Origin of the sequence: Novipirellula herctigrandis, assembly GCA_007859835.1 — a bacterium.
GTDB classification, from domain to species: Bacteria; Planctomycetota; Planctomycetia; order Pirellulales; family Pirellulaceae; genus Novipirellula_A; species Novipirellula_A herctigrandis.
In genome coordinates this window covers 3063025-3085033 of sequence record SJPJ01000001.1, presented here as the reverse complement: position 1 = coordinate 3085033, position 22009 = coordinate 3063025, and the positions used below count along the sequence as shown (strand labels likewise).

1 protein-coding gene is annotated in these 22009 nt (G+C 53.5%); it reads left to right on the top strand.

Annotation, left to right across the window (positions count from 1 at the left end; translation table 11 throughout):
- The first annotated feature begins 316 nt into the window (after positions 1-316).
- Positions 317-21895: a calcium-binding protein gene (locus tag CA13_RS11360; RefSeq protein ID WP_146396540.1), complete on the top strand. Its 21579-nt coding sequence runs from the start codon at positions 317-319 to the stop codon at positions 21893-21895.
- The last annotated feature ends 114 nt before the right edge of the window (positions 21896-22009 follow it).

Here is a 22009-nt window from a genome sequence, read left to right as displayed (position 1 = left end):
TGGTGCCGACGCGTTGTTGACGAACTGAATGTTCCGAATTGACGACACTCTTGTTGTTTGTTTCCATCCCCCTAATAGCATGTGTGCGATTTTGTCACAAGAGTGATCGGTTGCAAAAAATATTGCGTAAATCACGTTGGTTTTTTACCCATAGATGTCTAGCGGTGTGCCACCCGTTCGACTATTTATCCGCTAGTAACATTTACGGGATTTGTCGAAATTGGCCTCAAGTTGACGACGACATTTGCCGAGAACTGTCCCGCCACAATTTCTGGGCGTGGGCGATCACCCCGAATGGATTTGGGACTTTTCTGAGATGAATATCGACCTATTGCTTCAGCAACTGCGTTTCCGACCAAGCAATTCAACATCTCGCAAGTCATCACCAAATCGGAAGACGCGCAAGCGAAATCGTGTTAGTAGTCGGCGATCAAAGTTTGAGTCACTGGAACTGCGTCGATTACTCGCCGCGGATGTCACGCTTGCTTCGGATACTTTGGTGGTGGCGAGTCAAGCCTCAACCAATGATGACTTCACCGTTGAGATTTCAAGCGGGAAGTTTGTCATCTCCAGCGACAGCGCGATAACGGCGAGCGGGTTTACGGATCTAGATGCGGATCCAAAGATCGTCTCGGTTGCGGTCGGGACAATTACGGGAGTCGACGTTGATGCCGCAGGTGGCAATGACACGATCACGCTGAAAAACATCGCAGGCAAATCGGCGACGTTGCGCGGTGGGGCTGGCACGGACACCTTTGATCTGCACGACGCATGGGGTAATGCGAACATCGTTGATGCAGGTGGCGGTGCTGTTGATCTCTCCATATTCACTGGCACACTGTCGATCAGTCAATCGGGTGGCAGCACTGTCATCCAAGGAAGCGATGGTAGTCAAGTCAGCTTCGATACTGCGAGTGCGTTTGAAGTAACACCAACCGTCTTTGATTCGTCCAATGGGAAAACGGCACTCAATGATGGTCTTGATGAACTGAGTGTCCTGGGTGATGAGCTCACTGGACAGGACCGATCGGGCGAGAAATTGACTTTGTTGGCGGGGCAGTCGGTTGGTGATTTTCTGCCTATCGGCGACATCCTTGACGAGGCGCTGGCTCAACCTGTTGCGGGCTATTTGGCGAGTCCGGGAACAAGCCAACCAGGCGTCGTGGGGCTTGTGAATACATTGAACTCACTCGATGGCAGCAGCTACACAGGTCCCGGAAATCTTACTTTCACGGTTGACGCATCGGGGGTGATCAGCGGCGACGTGTTAACCGTCGACCTGAACGTGACGGCGACTGTTACTCATTCCGGGATCGAACTTGAGTTGGGTGACACCGTCAACGGTCTTGATGGACAACTCGATGAATTGCTCACGTCTCCATCCATAACGGCTGACCTTATCGCGGGGTTCCAGTGGGACTTCCATCTCGGTATCAACGCAGCGGGAACGCCGTTCTTCTTTGCTGATTTTACAGATGATATCAGTGTTACTGCCGAGATTGACGACACAAGTTCATCATTCGAAATGGAGGCTGGATTGCTCGGTTTGGACGTCGGAGCTTTCGGACCTGGTTCATCACCTAGTCGCATCGGATTGGACTTTGATGCGACGCTCGACACTAGCGAGTTAAATTTGCTGGATGGGACCAATGGTGGAGCGTTGGACGGAGTCCTGCGGTTAAGTGAACTGCAGAATCCCAGCCGTTTGAACGGCTTCGTCCAAGATGCGTCGGCAACCGCGTTGGTTGATGTTGATCTTTATGCCAATGCGACCGGCGTATCGGGCGTTACGGATAGTGCTGCGGCACACATCAACTTTAGTGACGACGTCTTTGATGCCACTGCACCGATATTCTCAGAAAATCTAACATCGCTCGGCATTCCCGATTTCTTCAACCTTAATGCTGCGTCCGTCTTGCAGGTCATGCAGCAGTTTGGTGGCTATTTGGATGTGCTTAGCCTAAAGTCGCTTGACAATGAACGACTGCTGATCGGTGAGTCGGCAACCATTGGTGACCTTGTCGATGTGGACGGTTTGTACCAAGACGAGTTTTTGAGACGGATTGAACTGCCGCCGCATACCGGGACAACCTTGCTAACTGAAATCGTGGGTCAACCCGAGTCAGGCGACACGCTGAGCACGTTGTTAGGTACGAGCGATAGCACGGGTCCTGAGTTTACGATCACGTTACGGGACGGAACTTCGTTTGACGTGAACGTTGATGGCGTAACCACATTGGGTGCGGTGACCGATCGAATCAAAACCGCTTCACCGGGAACCTCAAAGTTTGATGTGGTCGTAAACGCAGACGGTTTGCTGACGATGATCGACAAAACCGTCGGTGCATCGGATAGTGACAAATTCCACGTGACGCCAAAGCAAAACGGTTCCGCAAAGGACTACACCGCCGCCGCTAAGCTTGGGCTGACCGCCGTTGCCGAGGAACGAGACGCGTTGTCAGGTGGCGGTAAGGTTTACGCAATTGATGTTGCTCCGAATCCAGGTGCGAATTTTTCAACGCTGCAACAAATGCTCTCGCTTCCAACCGGCGGTGGCGTTCCGCTGACGACGGTTGGCCCAATGAGCTACGACGCTGGCACGTCCACGTTCAGCTTCTCGCTCGACATAACAAAAGTGTTTGCGGATTCAAACGATACACTGTCTTTGCCTGACTTTGGTGCGCTGGGTGATCTTGTTACGGTCGATACGGTTGATCTTTTGAATCCAACCGTGACCATGCATCTACCGTTTGAGCTTGAGTTGACGAAGGTAGGATTCAATACGCCACTGTCGGAAACGACGAAGCTTTCCGATCTGAATCTTGGTACCGGAGTCGCGTTGGTCGAAGGTTCCGATGACATTCGCGTGCATGTTGCAGATGGAACAACGTTCGCAGTCAATTTCGACTCAAACCTTGCTGACATTACACTCGCAAGCCTCCATGGTGGTGCGGGTGTGCCGACGTCGGGCGATAGTGCAGCGGAGCTGACAATAACCGTCAACGACGGAACGGTTTTCGACGTCGATCTGGATGCAACGATCGATTCAACCGGGAATCCACCCGCGACGTTGGGCGATTTGGTGGAAGCGATTCAGACCGCTGCTGATCTGGCGGCATCGATCACGGGGACTGTCGCGGCAGGGGCAGCGAGCAATCAGTTGATCGATTCATCGTCGCCGTTTGGAGTGACAGACCGCTTGGTCGGACGTCAAGTGGTTGTGGGCGACGAGATCCTTACGATCACTGCCAATACCGTTGATACGCTAACGCTCAGTGGCGATTGGATTGCGGTGCCCAATGCCGGAGATCGCTATGAAATCCAGAGTCATTTGGGCGGGCTCGTAAGCCTAGACAATGCACGTGGCACGCTAAGCCTGACCGATCGCATTGCCCCGGTCGGTGTTCCCACTTTTGCAGTGACGGGCTCAGCGGCTGCTGCACTTGGAATCAATGACAGTGCTGAGCAACGAACTGCCAATGGCAACGAAACTTATGTAATCGAAAACTCTCTTATCACGCTTGGTGATCTAATCACGAAGATCGAAACAGCAGCTGCGGATGCGGGGCTGAGCCTATCAACGTCCAATTCCTTTTCAGACGCATGGGACTTTGGTGTTCAGATTGCGGATGCGGGAATCGTCCTGGTCGATCGAACTTCGACTGCACTCGCGATCACGGGGACGGCGGAAACCGGAGCGGCAGACGACGAGTGGAAGGACACCGGTGTGTTTGCCACCTTCGATCCTGATGCCCTGATCGGTCGTGTGGTCGAGATCACCAGCGGCACGGGCACTGGCCAAACTTTGAAGATCATTGCCAATACAGCGGACATTCTCACACTTGAGAGCAAATGGGACACTGCACCCGATGCGACGTCCAGCTACAAGATTGCTAACGGATTAATCGTTGCTTCGCTCAATGATTCCGGAGCCCGAGTGGGGCTCGGCTTGGCATCGACTGCCATCGATCAATCATCGATTTCGAGTGCAATGCTTTTCGATGGTGAAAGTGGCATCGTTGTTCGCACCAATGGAACGTCAGCACCAGACATAAACGTGAAGCTGAGTGGTGCTACGCCAGCATTCGGAGTGGATCTCGATGGTGCAGGAACGCCTGTTACGATCAAGGATTTCACCGATCGGATTGCCGCCGCGGCGCAGTCGGCCGGACTGACGACGGCACAATTTGAAGTGTTTACCGATTCTGGCACCGGAGTGGTTTCTCTGATTGACCGGTCCGAAGGTGGTGCAGTTTCTACCTTCTCTGTGTCGAATACATCCGGCAGTTTCGCGGCCACGGACCTTGGTCTGGGAAATGGGGTTTCGAAGAACGTTGATTTCAGTACGCCTGTTGGAAGCGAGTTGGATCCTGAATTCGTGATCGAATTGAAGACTCCAGTACAAGTCATTGGTGGTGATCCATTGCATGGCGACACTGCAGCAGCACATCTGCATTTTGTCTCCAATGTGACCCCGACTGTTCAGTTTGACGTTGATTTGGAAGCGTCCGGTGGCAGCGGCAGTGGACTATACGGTCCGATCACCGTCGATTTTTCCGGTCTGGCGATCAACCGTCCGACCTCCAACGTCGAGGCCTCTTTGACATTGGATTCGGCAACGCTGCACCAATTGTGGGGCGGGCTCGGCAATCCTTTCCCTTGGCTGGTTGGCGATCGCGTGAACTTCAACAATTCGCTCGACCTAAACTTGAATCTGAAACCCGAACCGTCGATCACCGGAGTCAACAGCACGCTGACGACAGCGTTTGATGTCGATATTACCAATCTGTATGACGTGCGTGATGGCGTTGAAATTGTGACGCCTGTGATGGCGGGCAACGATGACGTGAAGAGTTTGTTGGTCGCAGTCGAAGAGTTGACGATTTCGGATGTCTTTGACTATCTCGATTCCGTCGGTGACTACCTACATACGCTGCAAACGCAATCGAATTTGGCGGACCGTTTGCCTGGGCTGTCGATGAGCATTGGTGAACTATTCGGTTTTGGAGACGCGTTTCAAAGCCGAATCGAAGAGCTAAGGGATTTGCCCGATGCGCAACGTCCGGAGTCACTGCAAGCGTTGAGTGCTCAGCTTTCGGCGCCTTTGACATCCGCATCACTGGTCGCTGCTCTTAGTTTTGACGCGGCTGGCAAAGACTTGATGCTTGATTTGCATCTTGATCTCGACGCGGTCCACGAACAATTGCCCGTGACACTCGATCTAACGGCATTGGGATTGGACCTTGATTCGCAGGGGCTGCAGAAAGTCGCCGCGATCGTCGACACACTCAAGACGAGTCCGTTGGATGTCGACGCTGATGGAACCATTGACGTTCTTTTAGGCATCGACTTGTCAAATCCCAGCGCGCCGTCACCCTATCTTTCCGGTGCATCGGGGGCGGGTTCCGGTACCGAGGCATCCTTTGATGTCCGCGCCATCAACGATGATACATTGAGTTTTACTGCTCTATTGGGCAGTTTGCCAGTGGAAGTCATTAGCGGATCGTTCGTGTTGGATAGTGACGGCTCTGGGGCGTCCGCGGTGCCCGCCGCCTATACCGTTGATTTGCAGGCCGACGCGAACTTAACCACTCCGGCACAGATCACCGCTGCGGCATCCGATACATCCACTGCCGTACACGTCGCCGGTCAGATGAATGCCTCGTTTGACCTAGCGTTTCCTCAGCAGGTGGTTCCAACCGATGCGCCAAACACGGTTCCATTCATCACCGTTGGTGTCAGCGATGTGGACGTCCCATCCACAAGCGGCATCAGTTCCCTTTCAACGAATCTAATCGGTGGCGTGGGTAACTGGCCGACGTTTGACGTGCTGACTCAGAACTTCTCGCTCGCCGATTCGATGGAGGGATTCAAGCTTGGGTTCCACGACCTGTTTACCAAACTGGACAACGTACTAGACACTTCGCTGTTAGGTCAAAAACTTCCGCTCGTAGGCGATCAACTTGCCGAGGCGGCTGACTTCTTGCTGCAGATGCGAGATTCCGTTGTCGACAATTTGAATCTCTACGGGAAATCGATTTCGGTTGATTCCGTTCGCCAGGGGCTGTTTGATGCTTTCGGGCCAGGCGGTTTCGATTGGCTGCAGAATGATCCCGCGTCGGGTGATACCGTGGTCAACATTGAAGACGTCAAGCTTGTCACGCAAACGATTACCGTCAACGGTCGTGAATTGGTCGTTGGCGTTGAATATCAGTTGGACTTGGTCGCTCCGCCCGAACTGCTTCAGGCACCGGTTGATCTTGATCTGCTGCTTCCCGGATTGGGGTTGAAGATTGATGCACTTGCAGATGTCTTGTTTGGCTTCAAACTTCCACTGTCGGTTGGTGTCAGTATTGCGGATGGTGTTTACATCGATGTCGAACGAGCCAACGATTTAGAAATTAGTCTCGAAGTAGCGTTGCCTTCTGCTACTGTGACGATGGCCGACGATCCACGGTTAACCTTCACGAATCCCGCAAACGCAGCACCGAAAATCACCCGCGACCGCGGGAATTGGATTTTGGATGGATTCCGCGTCGGTCACATCATTGCGGTGAACGACTCGGATGGGAACGACGGCGACTACGTCATCAAGACGGTTGATGCGACTGGTTTGGAACTCACGCTTGAGTCAACCGACGCAGCCCTTGTTCCGACGTCCACTAGCAACGACCGTGTGGTACCCGAAGGCCCAAATAGTGGCATTCGCATCGCAGTTTACGACGTGTCCCAAACGGGAGCCCCGACGCTCACGTTTACCAACGTTGTTGAGAATCGCACGTTCTCCTACCCTGCCTTTACGGAGATTCCCGACGCTCACTACACGATCGATCTACGCGACGAGATTTCGAGAAGTACGGGCAGTTGGCTTGAGGACGGATTTGTGCTCGGTGATACCGTCACTATCACTGGCTCAAGTTCAAATAATGGCGATTACACGATCCTTGCCATCGACCCCGCCGGGCTAAAAATCACGGTGGACAAGGTGCTGACCAATGAGTCCACTGCCAGCGCTTTCGTGCGTAGGGAAAAGCCGCACGGCCTCAGCGCACACATGGGTGTATTGCCTTTCCGAGTTTGGGATCAGACGCCTAGCCAGTCCGAGTTGTCGGGCACGTTTGTCATTGATTTGCTTGATCCGGCGGTCATCGGGGGTAACCAGCGATTGGCTCTCAACGACCTGATTGCGGCTGGTTCTTTTCCAGCGGTCCCTGCCGCCGGTTTCACAAGTGCGCCGCTTCCCGATTTGTTGACGATCACCGAAAAGGCTGGTCATGAGTTGACCGTCAATCCGATGTCCCTGCTGGTTGAAACGGACTTGCCGCCGGGTGCCGCGTTCCCGCCGTATCGAATGCAGCTTGACGTGACGAACTGGGATTGGAACGTGGTCAATTCGTTGGCGACGGAGAACAGCACACCGTCGATTGCATTCAACGATGTTCAGTTCGAATTGGTCGGTTTTGTGAGAGATTTCCTCGGCCCATCCATCACTCGGATGAGTGTGGCACTTGAAGCAGTCGACCCGTTGTTAGTGTTCCTGCAAAGCGAGGCGATGCCGATCGTGTCGTTGCTCTTTGGCAAGACTTCCTACGTTAGCGCTCCGGGCACGTTTGGCGGTGAAACGGAGATGGGAGACTTCACCGGTGCGGCAACAGCCCTGAGGGCATTGGCAAACGGTGGACAACCCTTTGAACGCGATACGGTCAGTGAGTTTGTCTCAGACCTTTTCTCGAGCAAAGAATTTGACGACATCACGTTACTGCCGATCATGAAGCTGACCGGCGAAGCCTGGATCGATTTGGGGCGGTTCGTGGTCAATGGAGCGGTTGCTCGCGGACAGACGGGCGATCTGTTTGACTCCGACGCAAATAGCGAACGAGCGATTGGGAAAATCGATGATGCGCCGTTACGATCAACTGGCAGTCCCGACCTTGAGTTCACCGGTACAACGATTAGCCGCCAGAATGTATCCATTACGAAAAACCTCTCATTTTCGTATGGTCTGTTAAGCGGGGTCACGATCACGGGAACGGGTTTCGACACTTCTGGGTTTGTCAAAGGTGATTTTCTTAACGTAACCGCTGCCGGCAACTATAGCGGCGCCTACAAAATCACCTCCGTGTCGGCCAACAGCTTAGAGGCCCAGCCCTCTTTTGCGATCGGTTTTCCTGGGGCAGCATCACACAACGCAACATTGATTGGCAACGTCCAAACGTGGGAATCAGCGGGCTTCCAAGCCGGCCAAACCATCCGCGTTACCGGTGGAGCGAATGCGGGAACCTATACCGTTGTTTCCGTTTCCGACACGGTGCTGGCAATTAGTGGTGCAACGTTCCCAAATACCGGGACGACGGCGAAAAGTGCTGGCGTCGACATTGCAGTGCAAAATGCGGACGGCACACGTTCAGGTTCAATTCTAGGCCAGATCGCTGCGATTGCCCGCGACCGAAATGGCACCGCTCAGAATGCGGCTCAGAGTTTTGTCGCAACCCAATTGTTACCGGGTAACAAAAAGGTTGAGGGTATTGGCGGACTGACGAACAAAATCATCAACGCCGACCACTTCCAACAGGGAACCGGTCGGACCGTTGAAGCGATCAAGTTGCCGATTTTCGAACACTCCTTCGGTTTGCTGCTCGGCGAGACGAGCTTTGATGGTCGTGGCGAAGAAAACAGCCATCTGATGAGCTACAGTACGCCTGAGTTGACGTTGATTCTCTATCACCTTCAGCCGCTGACTTGGGAGAGCACGATCGGCACGCTGGTCAATAAGGCCGTCGCAAAGGTTGTTGGCAAGCCGCTCGATGCTTACAAGTATGCCCAACCGTTTATCTCGCTCTCGTTCGAAGCTCGCGCCGACTATGCGATGGCCTTTGACACAACCGGTTTGGAACGTTTTGGGTATACAGGAAATCCCGACGACATCGTCGATGGTTTCTACTTTGATGACTACGAAGGTGTGGACCCGAATCCGAGCGCCATTGGTAACTTGAACGTCGGAGCCGGCAATCAATCGGGAGCCGCAACCGGACTGGGGTCGAAGTCGGCTAGCACGCGAATGGATGAGGCTCAAGTAAGGATTTTGGGCGGCGTCGGTCTTGGTGTCTTCGTCGATCCGTTCTTGGTGATCGCGGGCGGAGCACTGAAGGACTTCATTCAAGCTCGCGTCGGTTTCGAACTATCTCTGTTCCTAGGGCAAGACCAAAACTTCAATGACCCAAGCGGTGACGGACGTGTCCGCGCCAACGAGTTTGATGTTCTCACGAGCTTCACCCAAAACTACTCCGCTGGGACCTACGCGGGCGATGGAACGGACGCATTCGATGACGGGCTTCGGATCGAAGTTCGCGCCGATGTCTTTGCTTCGGTGAAGGTCGGTATCTTCCTCAGCCACGGGCCTGGTGATTTCCCTCTGCTGCCAATTGGATTCAAACTGATCGACATCCGAGTGAACCTGATCACGATCGGCTTCACAATCCCAGTGGCGTCGACTGACTTCAATCCACCAAGTTTGGGGTCCGTTAGCGGAGGAGTTCTAACGATCGCTTTCCAGACAGGCAACAACATCCTTTACATCGGTGCTTCGAGTGCGCCCGATGCAAGCGGAAGGCAAAATATTGTCGTATCAGGACACCATTTCCATCAGGAATTCTCGAACGTTTCCAGCATTACTGGGACGGGTGGATCCGGTAACGACTACGTGTTTGTCATGGAAAACGTGCTGCTGAGTGTCACATTGGACGGCGGTGGGGGCAATGACATCCTGGTCGGTGGTGCGGGCAATGATACGTTGATCGGAGGTGCGGGCAACGACAGCATCAATGGCGGTCGAGGCAACGACGTGCTTTGGGGTGATGACATTGCTGGTTTACTCACCGGTGCAGACATTTTGTTCGGCGGCGACGGTCGCGACCACATTAGGGGTGGGGCGGGACCCGACGTGATCCGTGGCTGGCGCGACGAAGATGAAATTGAGGGTGGTGAGGGCAACGACCTGATCGATGGTGGTACAGGTAACGATGTGATCAATGGTGGTGTGGGTATCGACATTATCCTAGGTGGGCTTGGGCGAGACACGTTACGAGGTGATGAAGGCGAAGACCGGATTGAAGGTGGCCGAGACGCTGATATGATCGATGGTGGCGACGACAGCGACGTCCTTTTAGGTGGCTTTGGCAACGACACGATCGACGGAGGCGCCGGCGAGGACGTTTTGCTTGGCGAGCGACACAACGACTTGTTACAAGGTGGCAGCCAGAACGACACGCTTGACGGTGGCGAAGGGAGTGACCAAATCAAAGGCGGTGACGGCGACGATCTTATCAAGTCGCGATCAGGCAATAATATTCTCGATGGTCAGAAAGGCGATGACACTTACCAAGTAGTCTTTGTTAATGGCAAAGCGGTTTCACTGACGAAAGTGGTCGAAAGCGGACCTGCGGAGGATACCGACGTTTTTGTCGCCACGGGCACCCTAGTTGCGGACCACTTTCTGCTTCGCGCCAGCGTCAGTGGCTCGAATGCTTTTGTTGCCATGCTTACTGATCCTGATCATACGAAAACCGATCCTGCTTACGACCCTGCGGTCCAGCGGATCAACTACCTTGGCGTCGAACGGATCGTGGTCAATGGCGGTCTAGGCAACGACCATTTTGCGGTCGACGACACGGCAGCTGAAATTACGCTCAATGGCGAAGATGGCAATGATTCGTTCCAGTTCGGGCAACTATTCCGCAGTGAACGTAACGAAGTCGACGCCAACGTTTCAGTGGACGACGTTTTTGCAACCATCGAGACAACACGAGGATTTTTGTCTAATGGAATCAGTTCACCAATGACCGTCAACGGTGGACTTGGTAACGATCGTTTTACTGTCTTTCATAATAAGGCAGTGCTATCGCTTAACGGAGACGCTGGTGACGATCAATTCGAAGTGCGAGCGTTTGCACTCGTTGGATCGCGTGAGCCGGAACGAGCCCGCACGGATATCACCGGTGGCGCAGGCGCAGACCTTGTCCAATACGCCGTTAACGCACCAGTCAACATTAACGGCGGCGACGGTTTCGATACTTTAACGGTGATTGGCACCGAATTTGGTGACGATTTTGTCGTGACGAACTCGGGCGTTTACGGTGCTGGGTTAACCATCGATTTTACGAACATCGAGTCATTGCGAGTCGATGGTGCCGAAGGCAACGACCGCTTCTTTGTTAAGAGTACGAGCGTTACGTTCTTGACGGAACTGTTCGGCGGACTTGGTGAAGATACCTTCAATATGTCGGGCGATACGCCACCGGTGGTCAGTAATGATTTGCTTGGACACAGTGGCATCATCGCCAATGACGTCAAGTTTTCGAATGACCTGCGTTATCAAGATCTCAAGTTGTTTGGCGTCTCTGCAAACGTTGCTGACAACGATGAACCCTACGTTGTGATCCGGACGAGTGGTGGTTCAAGTATCATCAGCGAGACTTCCGCAACGGATTCATCGCTAATCGACTATTACGATGTCGTCCTTTCTCGGGCGCCGCTATTAGGTTTTGACGTGTTGGTCAAAGCACTTGCACCGCTGCCGAGTCCCGATCGCCGCGAACTGGGGGCGTTGGCATTCCGATTGACCAGTCCCGCGCGTGGTTCGGAAGAGAAGGCCGACGGTTCTGCGGTAACGTTACGTTTCACGGCTGAGAATTGGACAATTCCCCAGCGAGTTGAAATTCGTGCTGATGGTGAGACTCAAACCGATACAGGGTTGCTCTTCACACGTCCTGAACTATCCGAAGGCGTTTCCTTTACCTACAACGACGGAGCTTTCGAAGGAAAGCAGTCGGCGACCATCAACCACCTCGTCGTGTCGGCTGGTGCGACCGTGGAAGGTCAACCTCTTGCAGTTGCTGAGAGCCCCACGATCACGATCGCGACGAATCGAGCCTTCTATGAATTTGTTGGCGAGGACATTCGTGTCACGCTTGCCGATGGCATCACGATCCAAGATCGTCGGATTATCGACGCTCGTTTGGTTGACGGGAACATGCAATTGACGGTGGATCGTTCATGGTTGGCTGGGAACCAGGTGCCCAGTTCATCTAGCAGCTATGAAATGGACCTCGATGGAGTTTCCGTAACGGGGAATCCGCTCGCCGCAGAGAATGCAACGATCGCAGTTACCGATCCTCTTGATCCGACCAATCCGTTTTTGGACTCTGTCGATGATCTGTTAGGACGCCAAGTGACCATCGTCGACGGTTTTGGAACCGGTCAAAGCCGATTTATCACTGGGGCCGACTCGGTGATTGGTCTTTCCGGTTCGAAGACAGGATTTTATGCGCCAGGCACGGCATCATTCCCGTTCGACTTGACACAAGCCAATCAGGCAGTCGACGTTACCTCAGGTGGGACCCTTCACTTGGTTGTCAAAGGCGACTTTGACTACTCAACGGAGTATCTCACCGTTGCCATTGATGGCGTCAACGTCCAAACGCTTTTTAGCGGACCCGAAGGCAGAGTCTATTCGCCGATGCGTGCCTCGATTGAGCTTTCGCAGACTCAGTTGCAGACTATTCTCAACGATGGACAGCTCAATCTGACATTCACTCCGTCGGTCGAGGTTAACAACTTTGACTCATGGTATGGTGCATCCTCACTCTCGTTCAATCTTGAGTTTACCGCCGATGCAACGAGTGCGACGTTCAACAAAGGCGTCTTAGGTGACATGCGTCTGACACTTGATCGTGGTTGGAATGCCGGAGACGCGCCGACGGTCGACAGCAAATACCAAATTCGGATCGATGATTCGCTGATCGGCAAGGTCACTGCGATTGATGAGATGCCGGTTAGCCTGCCGATTGACCCAAGTTTCCCGACCGCCCTTGATACTCGAACCACTTTTACGGACAGCACCGCCTCATTCGATGCCGCTGAATTTGGACCGGAAGGATTGCGTGGAGCGACGATTGAGATTGTGGGTGGACCGGGTGCAGGACAGCAACGCTTGGTTCTTGGTGCTCTCAATAGTACCACGTTGATTCTCAATGGTGATTGGCGGACGAATCCTGTCGCCGGAGAAAGCCTATACCGAATTGCTCGCTACGACGGTTTGGCCGTTGCGAGTGTTGGCGTTGAAATTAACGATAACGACGAAGCGGGTCTGATCGTCGACGAGACGAAGGGGCTAAATACGACGATTTCGGGTTCGGTCGTGGACGACTTCGACACAACCACAGCGGTGATCGAAGGTGGTGATGGCGATCAACTCGGTGAGCGAGAAGTGGTCCGAGTCAAACTCGCGCGTCAGCCGAGCGCCGCCGTCAATGTGAGTTTGCAATTCGATGGATCTCAGCTAGTCCTACAGCACGTCAACGGCAGTCCGGTAAGCGGCAATTCACTCTCGTTCAGTACAAGTAACTGGAATACATTCCAATCGGTTGTGGTTATTGCTTCGCATGACTTGGTTCGAGAAGGGTTCCATACTAGCTTAATCAAGCTTGTCACCACCTCGGCAGACAGCGACACCGCGCTAACTCGCACGGATGATTTTAAAATTGCAATCAACGAACCGGTTGAGTTCGTAGGGTTAAGCCAATTGCCAGCCAGTATTTCGAGCGTGACTTACAATGGTCAAACGCTGGACGAATACGACCCGCTCGTGCTTGCTGGAACGATTGGCAAGCCGGTTTGGCAATCGGTCAGCAACAAGATCGTGTTCCATGCCGGAGACGATGTGACGACCGTTTTAGGCAATGACCTTCACGTGACTTACACGTACACCAACCCGGGCTTCAACGATGTCTTCACGCAACCTGTGTTGGTTCGTATCAGTGATGCTGACGCGCCAACCGTTTTGGTGCGTGAAAGTAGTGGCTCGACTGATGTTGTCGAAGGCGCCGCATCGTTTCTGACGATCGAATTCAGCGGAGCCTCGTATGCCGACAACAGCCTAATTGATCGAATCGTTACGGTCGCCGGTGGGACTGGCGCTGGCCAAACTGCAAAGATCATCCGAAACACATCGACAACGTTGACCCTGGATCAGACATGGAGCGTGCTTCCTAATAACACCAGCACACTGACAATTTCAAATGAGTCCGATAACGGAATTTCCGTGCCGGGAAACACTACTGGCAACGTCTCTTATGTTTACGAACGTGATGCTCATTCAATCCACTTAGTGGCTGGCACGAGCTACACGTTTGATCTCGAGGGCTCACCGACAGGAAGCGGCACCATCTCGGATCCCTATTTGCGACTGTACAATGACGCGGGACAGCTTATTGCTTCCGATGACGACGCGGGAGTTGGCTACAACTCGCATATCGTCTTCACGCCAAGCGTCACTGGGAACTATGTATTATCTGCGGGCGGATATTCAAATCGCACAGGAACCTACACGCTCAAGACCAATTTTAGCGCTGACATTCCAGCGACAACGGCATCTCCGGCGAGACTATACGCTCCAGGATCCGCTGTGAGTTCGGTCGACAGTAACGGCGATCAGGACTGGTTCAAAGTAATGTTGTCCGTTGGAAATCACTATACCTTTGACCTCGAAGGGACACCGACGGGTAAGGGAACCCTTAGCGATCCCGTGCTATTGTTGCTCGACGATGATGGCGTATTGATCACAAGTAGTGACGATATTGATGGAGCAGCGAACCGTAATTCGCGAATCACCTTCACACCCACCGCCACGAGTTTCTACTACCTCTCAGCGCAAGGCTTTAGCACCAACACAGGGACCTATGCGCTTGCTGCGACGGTCACACCAACCGTGCTGACAACGGTTTCGACGACGGTTGAATCGTTCGAGTCTGACAGTTACGAGCTAGTTCTTACGACTCGCCCCGATGATGGCACCGGATCGGGCACAGGTGTAGTCCAAGTGACCGTTACACCAGAAATCACCAAGACAACTCGCACCGGCGGCGTCCGCACCGATGCGAAGCAAGTTGCAATTTACAACCTCGATGGGTTGCCCGCTTCGCGTGTGATGGTGGATCCGACGAACAGTGACAACTTGATTGTAACTTTTAACGAAACGAACTGGGATCAACCGATTCACATTGGCGTGCGAGCGCTCGACGACGCAAAGGTCGATGGCGGGGACACAAAGGTCTTTGCCAATGGACCCAATACACTAAGTGAGATCCTCGGACCCGTCGTTGTCGATGGCGCGGGTGGTGACGGCTCATTGGTCGGCATCGGCCCGCCTGAAATGCTTTCGCATGAAACCAATGTCAAACAGAAAACGGGTGACGTGGAATCGGTGACGGGCTTTGATGTTAAGTTGCAAACACTGACTGCGGATCAGTTGGCTGCATTGGGATTGGCAGCCGATCTGAGTAACGTTGATGAACTCGTTGGCAAGACAATCGAGGTCGTTGCGACTCGTCCCACAAGTGACTGGTTGGCTACGTTTCCTTCCGCGATGACAGGCAGCCCGAATGATCCTGTTGTTGGCCAGTTCCGACTAATCACCGCTGCATCACTGAACAATGGCAAGGTGGTTTTGACCATCAATGAGCGGTTCGGCGTTGGTGATGACAACGTGGGGAGTGTGACACCAGGAGCCACCTCGGACGTCGAAGTGATGTTGTCGCGAGAGCAGCGATTGAAGCTAGGAATCAGCGATGCAGACGACTTGCTTGGCCGACATTTGGAAGTGACCGACGCGACGGGCGCGAAAATTGGCGAGGCGGAGATCCTTAGTGCTACCGACGATGGTAACGGAAATACGACGATCACGGTTGATGGTGATTTTTCGGGCATCGCGGGCGCAATCGACGGGTTCTTTATCCGCTCGGATGATCTGATCAAAAGTTATGCGATCACCTCCGAGAGTCTGAACTTCTTCGTTAACGAGACGACGTCGGTTGATTTCATGTTCATTCATGATGAGGACAGCCCAGCCGATAGTACTGGATATTTGACGGCGAATCGCTTGTGGGGCCTGAATATGGGACCCGACATTACGATTGGCGGTCGGATGCGAGCAGGCGGTATTACTTACGGCAACCTCGAAGTGCTGCAATTGGATCTCGGTAGTGGCAATAACGACTTCCATGTGCTCGGTACCCATAGTCGTCCCGATGATTTGGCCACGACGACGGACGAGACCTTCCAAACATGGACCTTCCTAAATACCGGTAACGATGTTTATTGGCCCGCAACGAACCGCCAAGGCGACTTCGTTGATGTGGCACTCGACAAAGATGATGTTACCGGGATTGTCGCCGGATCGGTCACAAGTGGCGCAAATCCAACGGAGACTGAGTTTGCAAAGATCGTCGATAATACATCACCATTCGGCGCGGCAAACAGCCTCGCCGGATACAAGGTGACCGCGAACAATGCCACGGGAAGCGTGCAAACCCGAACCATTCTTGGCAACACGGCCGATACCATTTTGCTCGATGGTATTTGGAGTGATATCCCGGCGAACGGTGACAGCTATGAAATTACGAATCCAGCCGACGGTGCCTTCGCTGTTAACACGCAAGACGGCAACGACACGCTTAATGCCAGTGCATCGACGCTTGGAATCGTCGTCTTTGGTGGACTTGGAAACGACATTATCACCGGTGGTAGCGGCGAAGACATTCTGTTCGGCGATGAAGGCCGCGTTGATTACTTTGGCGATGATGATGGCAACGGAAACCATGCGATCGTGACTCGCCTAGGAACCGCTCCCGTGCCGATTAGCGGCAAGGCGACCGGTGACTTTGGCAACAGCTCTATCGTGCTCGATGCGAATGCGACGTTCCCAATCGCAGACGGCTTTGACATTGGGTTGCAAGGACTTTATGTCGACATCAACAATGGCACTGGGTTTCTGCAAACACCAAGGCTCATCACTGGAAACACGGGAACCTTGCTGGATATCACACCGGACTTCACGGAAACGCTTGATGCCACCAGCGCCTATCGCATCTCCACTTTCCCAGAAGACCAAACCGATGGGGTCGTTCGCGAGGCAAATCTCATTTTGACGGTCAACGATCTGGTCGGTGGCAACGACGTGATCATGGGCGGACTTAGCGAGGATCAAATTTTCGGCGGCGCAGGCGACGACGATATCAGCGGCCAACATGGCGATGACATTCTTTTCGGCGATACAGGCGTAATCGACCGCATGCCAATGCCAAATTTGAATCCGTCAGAAAAGATTGTGGAAAGTCTTGTTGATCTTGTCCGCACCAAATCACCGTCATCCGGCGGTAGCGATTTGATCTCGGGCAATGATGACGACGATATCATTCTCGGTGGCTTTGGAACGGACTATGTCAATTTCGACCGCGCGGAAAACCCGCTGATTGGTGAAGCGGGCAATGATTTGATCCTGGGTGACAATGGTTTTGCCGATTTCGATCTAACGACCAACGCGTCCGTCTTGGTGCGAATCGAAACGAACGAACCTTCCGATGGTAGCCAAGACTTCATCACAGCAGGCGATGGCCAGAAAATCATCTTTGGCGGTGCAGGCGACGATTCGTTGTTGGCCGGCAGCGACAACCTTCCCGACATCGTTGTTGGAGACGAAGGGTTCGCGATTTTCGATGCAGTGACCGGAATCCGAACGCATGTCTCGACGACGACTTTACCGGTCGGTGGCAATGACACCATCACCGCTGGCAACGCGTTGAATCTGCTGTTTGGTGGCAGTGGTTCCGATAACATTACCGGTGGCGATACGCGTGACATTATCATCGGCGATAATGGCGAAGCCATGTTTGATGCCGCTGGAAACCAGTTGCTAATTCAGACGACGGATTCCGCCGTCGGCGGCGATGACACGATCCATTCCGGTCGTGGCGATGACGTCGTACTCGGTGGTGCAGCCAACGACATGATTGACGGTGGAGCCGGGCTCGACTCACTGCTCGGCGACAATGGCAAACTTGACTTCGTCGTATTCGATAGCGATCCGACGACACTTGACCAAATTATCACGGTCGATCCGACAATCGGTGGCATCGACACGATTTTCGGGCGAGAAGACAACGATATCATCATTGGTGGGACCGCAGGCGACATTATCCGTGGTGGTAGTGGTTACGACGTCCTGTTTGGTGATCACGCCGAAATTGACTTCTCGCGACCCGTGGATCGCAACGTCATCAGTCGTTTCATCACCGCGGCCGATGGTGGTGGTGACGACAACATCGATGGTGAGGACGACGATGATTTCGTCTTCGGCGGACAAGGTAACGACACGATCAACGGTGGTGCTGGGCAAGATGATCTAGTCGGTGGTCACAACGTCCCCTTCGGTGCCGATGGCGATGATACAATCGACGGTGGTGATGATGAAGATGTGATCCTCGGCGATAACGGGATCATCACGCGGACGTTGCTCAGTGCCCAACTCGGCACATGGGAAACTTACCTTGCACCGTTCGACTCAATTGTTATCCGCGACATCCAACCGTTCGACGATCGAGACCTGATCAGCGGCAACGATACACTTTGGGGCGGCGGAGCAATGGATATCATCCGTGGTCAACGCGGCAATGATGAAATTCATGGTGGCGACGACGATGACGAGATCATTGGGGGGCTTGGTAGCGACGATATCTTCGGCGACGCCGGGCAAGACTTCATCCTCGCTGATGCTGGTCAAATCTTGCGAGATTTCAACGCCGATGGAACACCTCAGTTCAACAGCGACGGTACATGGCATCGCGACCTGCTGACCGAGGAAATCGGCCGAGTTACCGATATGATCCCGATGGATCCAGCGGGGCTAGAGAATCCGCCCGCCGACTTGGCTGCCCGATTGCTGGCAGCGGATCGAATCGTATTATCTAGCATCCAATTGCCCACCGGTGAAAAGAATGTCGATTATGATAGCGGCCAATGGCAGACGGTGGCCTTGCTGGTTGACCTAGTCGACGCAGACGATGACATTGTCGATGCTGGTACTGGCAACGACATTGTCCTGGGTCAACGCGGCAACGATACCATTCGCGGAGGCAGCGATAACGACACGCTCATCGGGGATCATGGCATCAATATGGCGCCGATGGAAACGGATCTTCCTCAAATGGTCGACTCCATCCGGCTGATCGGGGTCAACTCGGGTGCAGATGCCTTGTCCGGCATCGAATTAGACCTACCTGGATTTGGTCAGGTGATCGTACCAGAGCTTGTCGCGGAACCAGGTGATTTAGTTGCCCAGCGACCGCGTTGGGATCGCGTTACCACGGTGAACTCGAACCTTTCGGAGATCGCCAACTTGGACCAGATTAAAACAACCGATGATTTGCGACTTGTCCCAGCCATTTCTTTGACACCGCATTTTATCGGACACGTTGGCGAACTCGATGGCAGCGATACACTCTTCGGGGACGCGGGTGCCGATTTGTTGTTTGGCGATAAAATGCTTGTCGCAAGTGAACTTGCCACTGGATTGTCGCCCATCAACGCAGCAACGGATTTGGCAACCGGCGCGGTCGCAGGAGTGATGTACGCTTTCGAAGGACTGGCGCTTGATCAAAGCGTTGTACGCTTCGAAATCGACAACTTGGCAAACACGCAACAGAGTATTGAAATTGGTAACGACACACTCGAAGGCGGCGATGGTGAAGATACCCTCGTCGGAGACAGTGCGACCTACGAATTGCCTGTTGTTCGAAACGTTCCCGGTGCTGGGACGATCGCCGAGAATGCCGCTGTGTTGCAGCAACACTTGGTGGATCTGGAAACCATTGCAGATGACGCTTCGCAACTGGTCACGATAGCACATCTTGGCGTGATCGATCGACTGCTTGCTGATGCCCAAGCGACTCGACCGTCACTTCCCGCGATTAGTGGTAACGCGATCGATTATGTTCAGCACCACAAACTTGTTACTGGTAAAGATGATTTGCGTGGTGACAATGGCGAGGACACACTCATTGGTGGCGATGCTGTCATCGTGGCCCCGCTTGTTACCGGCACGACCGCTGATTTGCCAGATACAAAGGTCGTTCTTGGAATGACTAGCGATGAAGTTGAAATGCTCGAAATTCAACTTATCGAAGATGCGAGATTACAGGCCACCGATCTGGCCGATCGACGCGATGCACGCATCTTTATGATTGATGACGAGCTTGCGAATCGAACGCCACTTGACCGAATTGCGTATGTTCCTTCGCTTGATCGGGAACTCGACAATGACAAGATCGCGGGTGGTGATGGACACGATGTCGTGGCAGGTGACTTTGCTGTCCTGGCAACACCACTAGTGCTTAATGCACCGACGACATCTCGCGAATTGCGGGATCTCGATATTCATGTCGAACTGCTGCTTGACCAAATTGCAAATGGTGATCGTGATAGTGTGCCAAGTAGCTTCGACACACATGTGGGGCGCGTAAGACACGCTGAATCGACGTCCGACGCGTTGTCGCCTGAAGCCCGACATGGTTCGATCGATGGACGATGGGAGTTTGGCGAAGACGAGATCAGTGGTGACGCAGGCAATGACATGCTGCTTGGTGACAACGTTTCGATCGTTACGCCGATTATGGTGAATAACGTTTCTCAGCAAGTCACGCTTCGTCGGTCCGCTTACCAAATCGGCTATCGTGATGATGCCATGCGAACGTTTACCGACAACGTGGCACTCCAGAAAGTCAGCATGGATATTGCAGGCGACGAAATCGATGGTGGTACCGACGACGATTTACTAATGGGCGCTGTTGGCGATGATGATCTGGACGGACGTGATGGCAACGACACTCTGCTTGGCGGTAACGGTCGTGACATTTTGCGTGGTGGAACTGGGAACAACGAACTTCGTGACGATGGCAGTGACTATCCGCGACTCGATGTAAATGAGTCGCTCGGCGAATTCGGATTTTCGACGATGACGCCGACGACAACGCAATTGCTACTCGACGCCGCTGCTGGTGCAGAGTCACCCGCAGGTTGGGGAATTGGAGCCAGCACCACCAATCCCAGTGGTGGCGGAAACGGTGATCCTGATGCTCCAACGCCGCCGGTACCACGAACGCTCGCCGCGATGGGGCAAACGACTGCCGTGACCGGTCAACCGATTATGCTCAGCGGATCGATCACTGACTTGCCCGTCGGCGCAACACCACGATTGCTTTGGGAAGTGAAGGACGTTGGTGGTAACATCGTCGCGGTCGGAAGCGGTTCGACGTTCGAGTTCACGCCCATGACACCGGGGACTTATGTTGCAACGGTCATCGGCAGCGACGATGCCAACGGCCAAGGAACCACGAGTTTGTCGATTGACATTCAAGAGACTCGCGTGATCCCTGACGTCGCAAACCCAGGAAAGTCGATCCTAGTCGTGGGCGGAACAACACTTCGAGACAATATTCGGCTGAACGATGTCCGCCGCAAACCAAACTCGGTTGAAGTGCGTCAGCAAGCTGGGAAGGGCAATTGGGTCAAGGTCGTCTATGACAACATTAGTCATATCGAAGTGTATGGTGGCGATGGTGACGACGACTTGACTGCGGATCGAAAACTTTCGATACCGGTCCGACTGTATGGTGGAGCCGGAAACGATAAATTGCGTGGAGGAACGGGCAACGACTATCTTGATGGCGGTGCCGGAGATGACCGTGTCTTTGGAGAGACTGGTAACGACGTTCTGATTGGTGGTCTTGGTGCGGATCGACTTGATGGTGGTCGTGATGAAGATCTGCTGATCGGCGATCAATTGGGCTTCAATGACGCTGAATCTTTACTGAGTCGTTGGTCAAACGCCGGCACTTCGGTCGCCGATCGAATGGCAGATTTGATCGGTGATCTGTCCACGGCCATTACATCCGATGGAGCCTACGACGATTTGGATGGCGGCAAAGGTAACGATTGGTTCTTCAGTCAACTGAGTGACCGAGTCCGCACAAATCGTCGCGATCAAGACGTAACCACACTTTTCTAATTTGAGCACGAAATGGACCTCGGCTCAGAATATTTGCAAAGTCAAACGACGAGTGAGGCAATGTGAGGACTAGGCACAAACCAACGCAGGGCAATGGCCTTGCGACTTGGGACG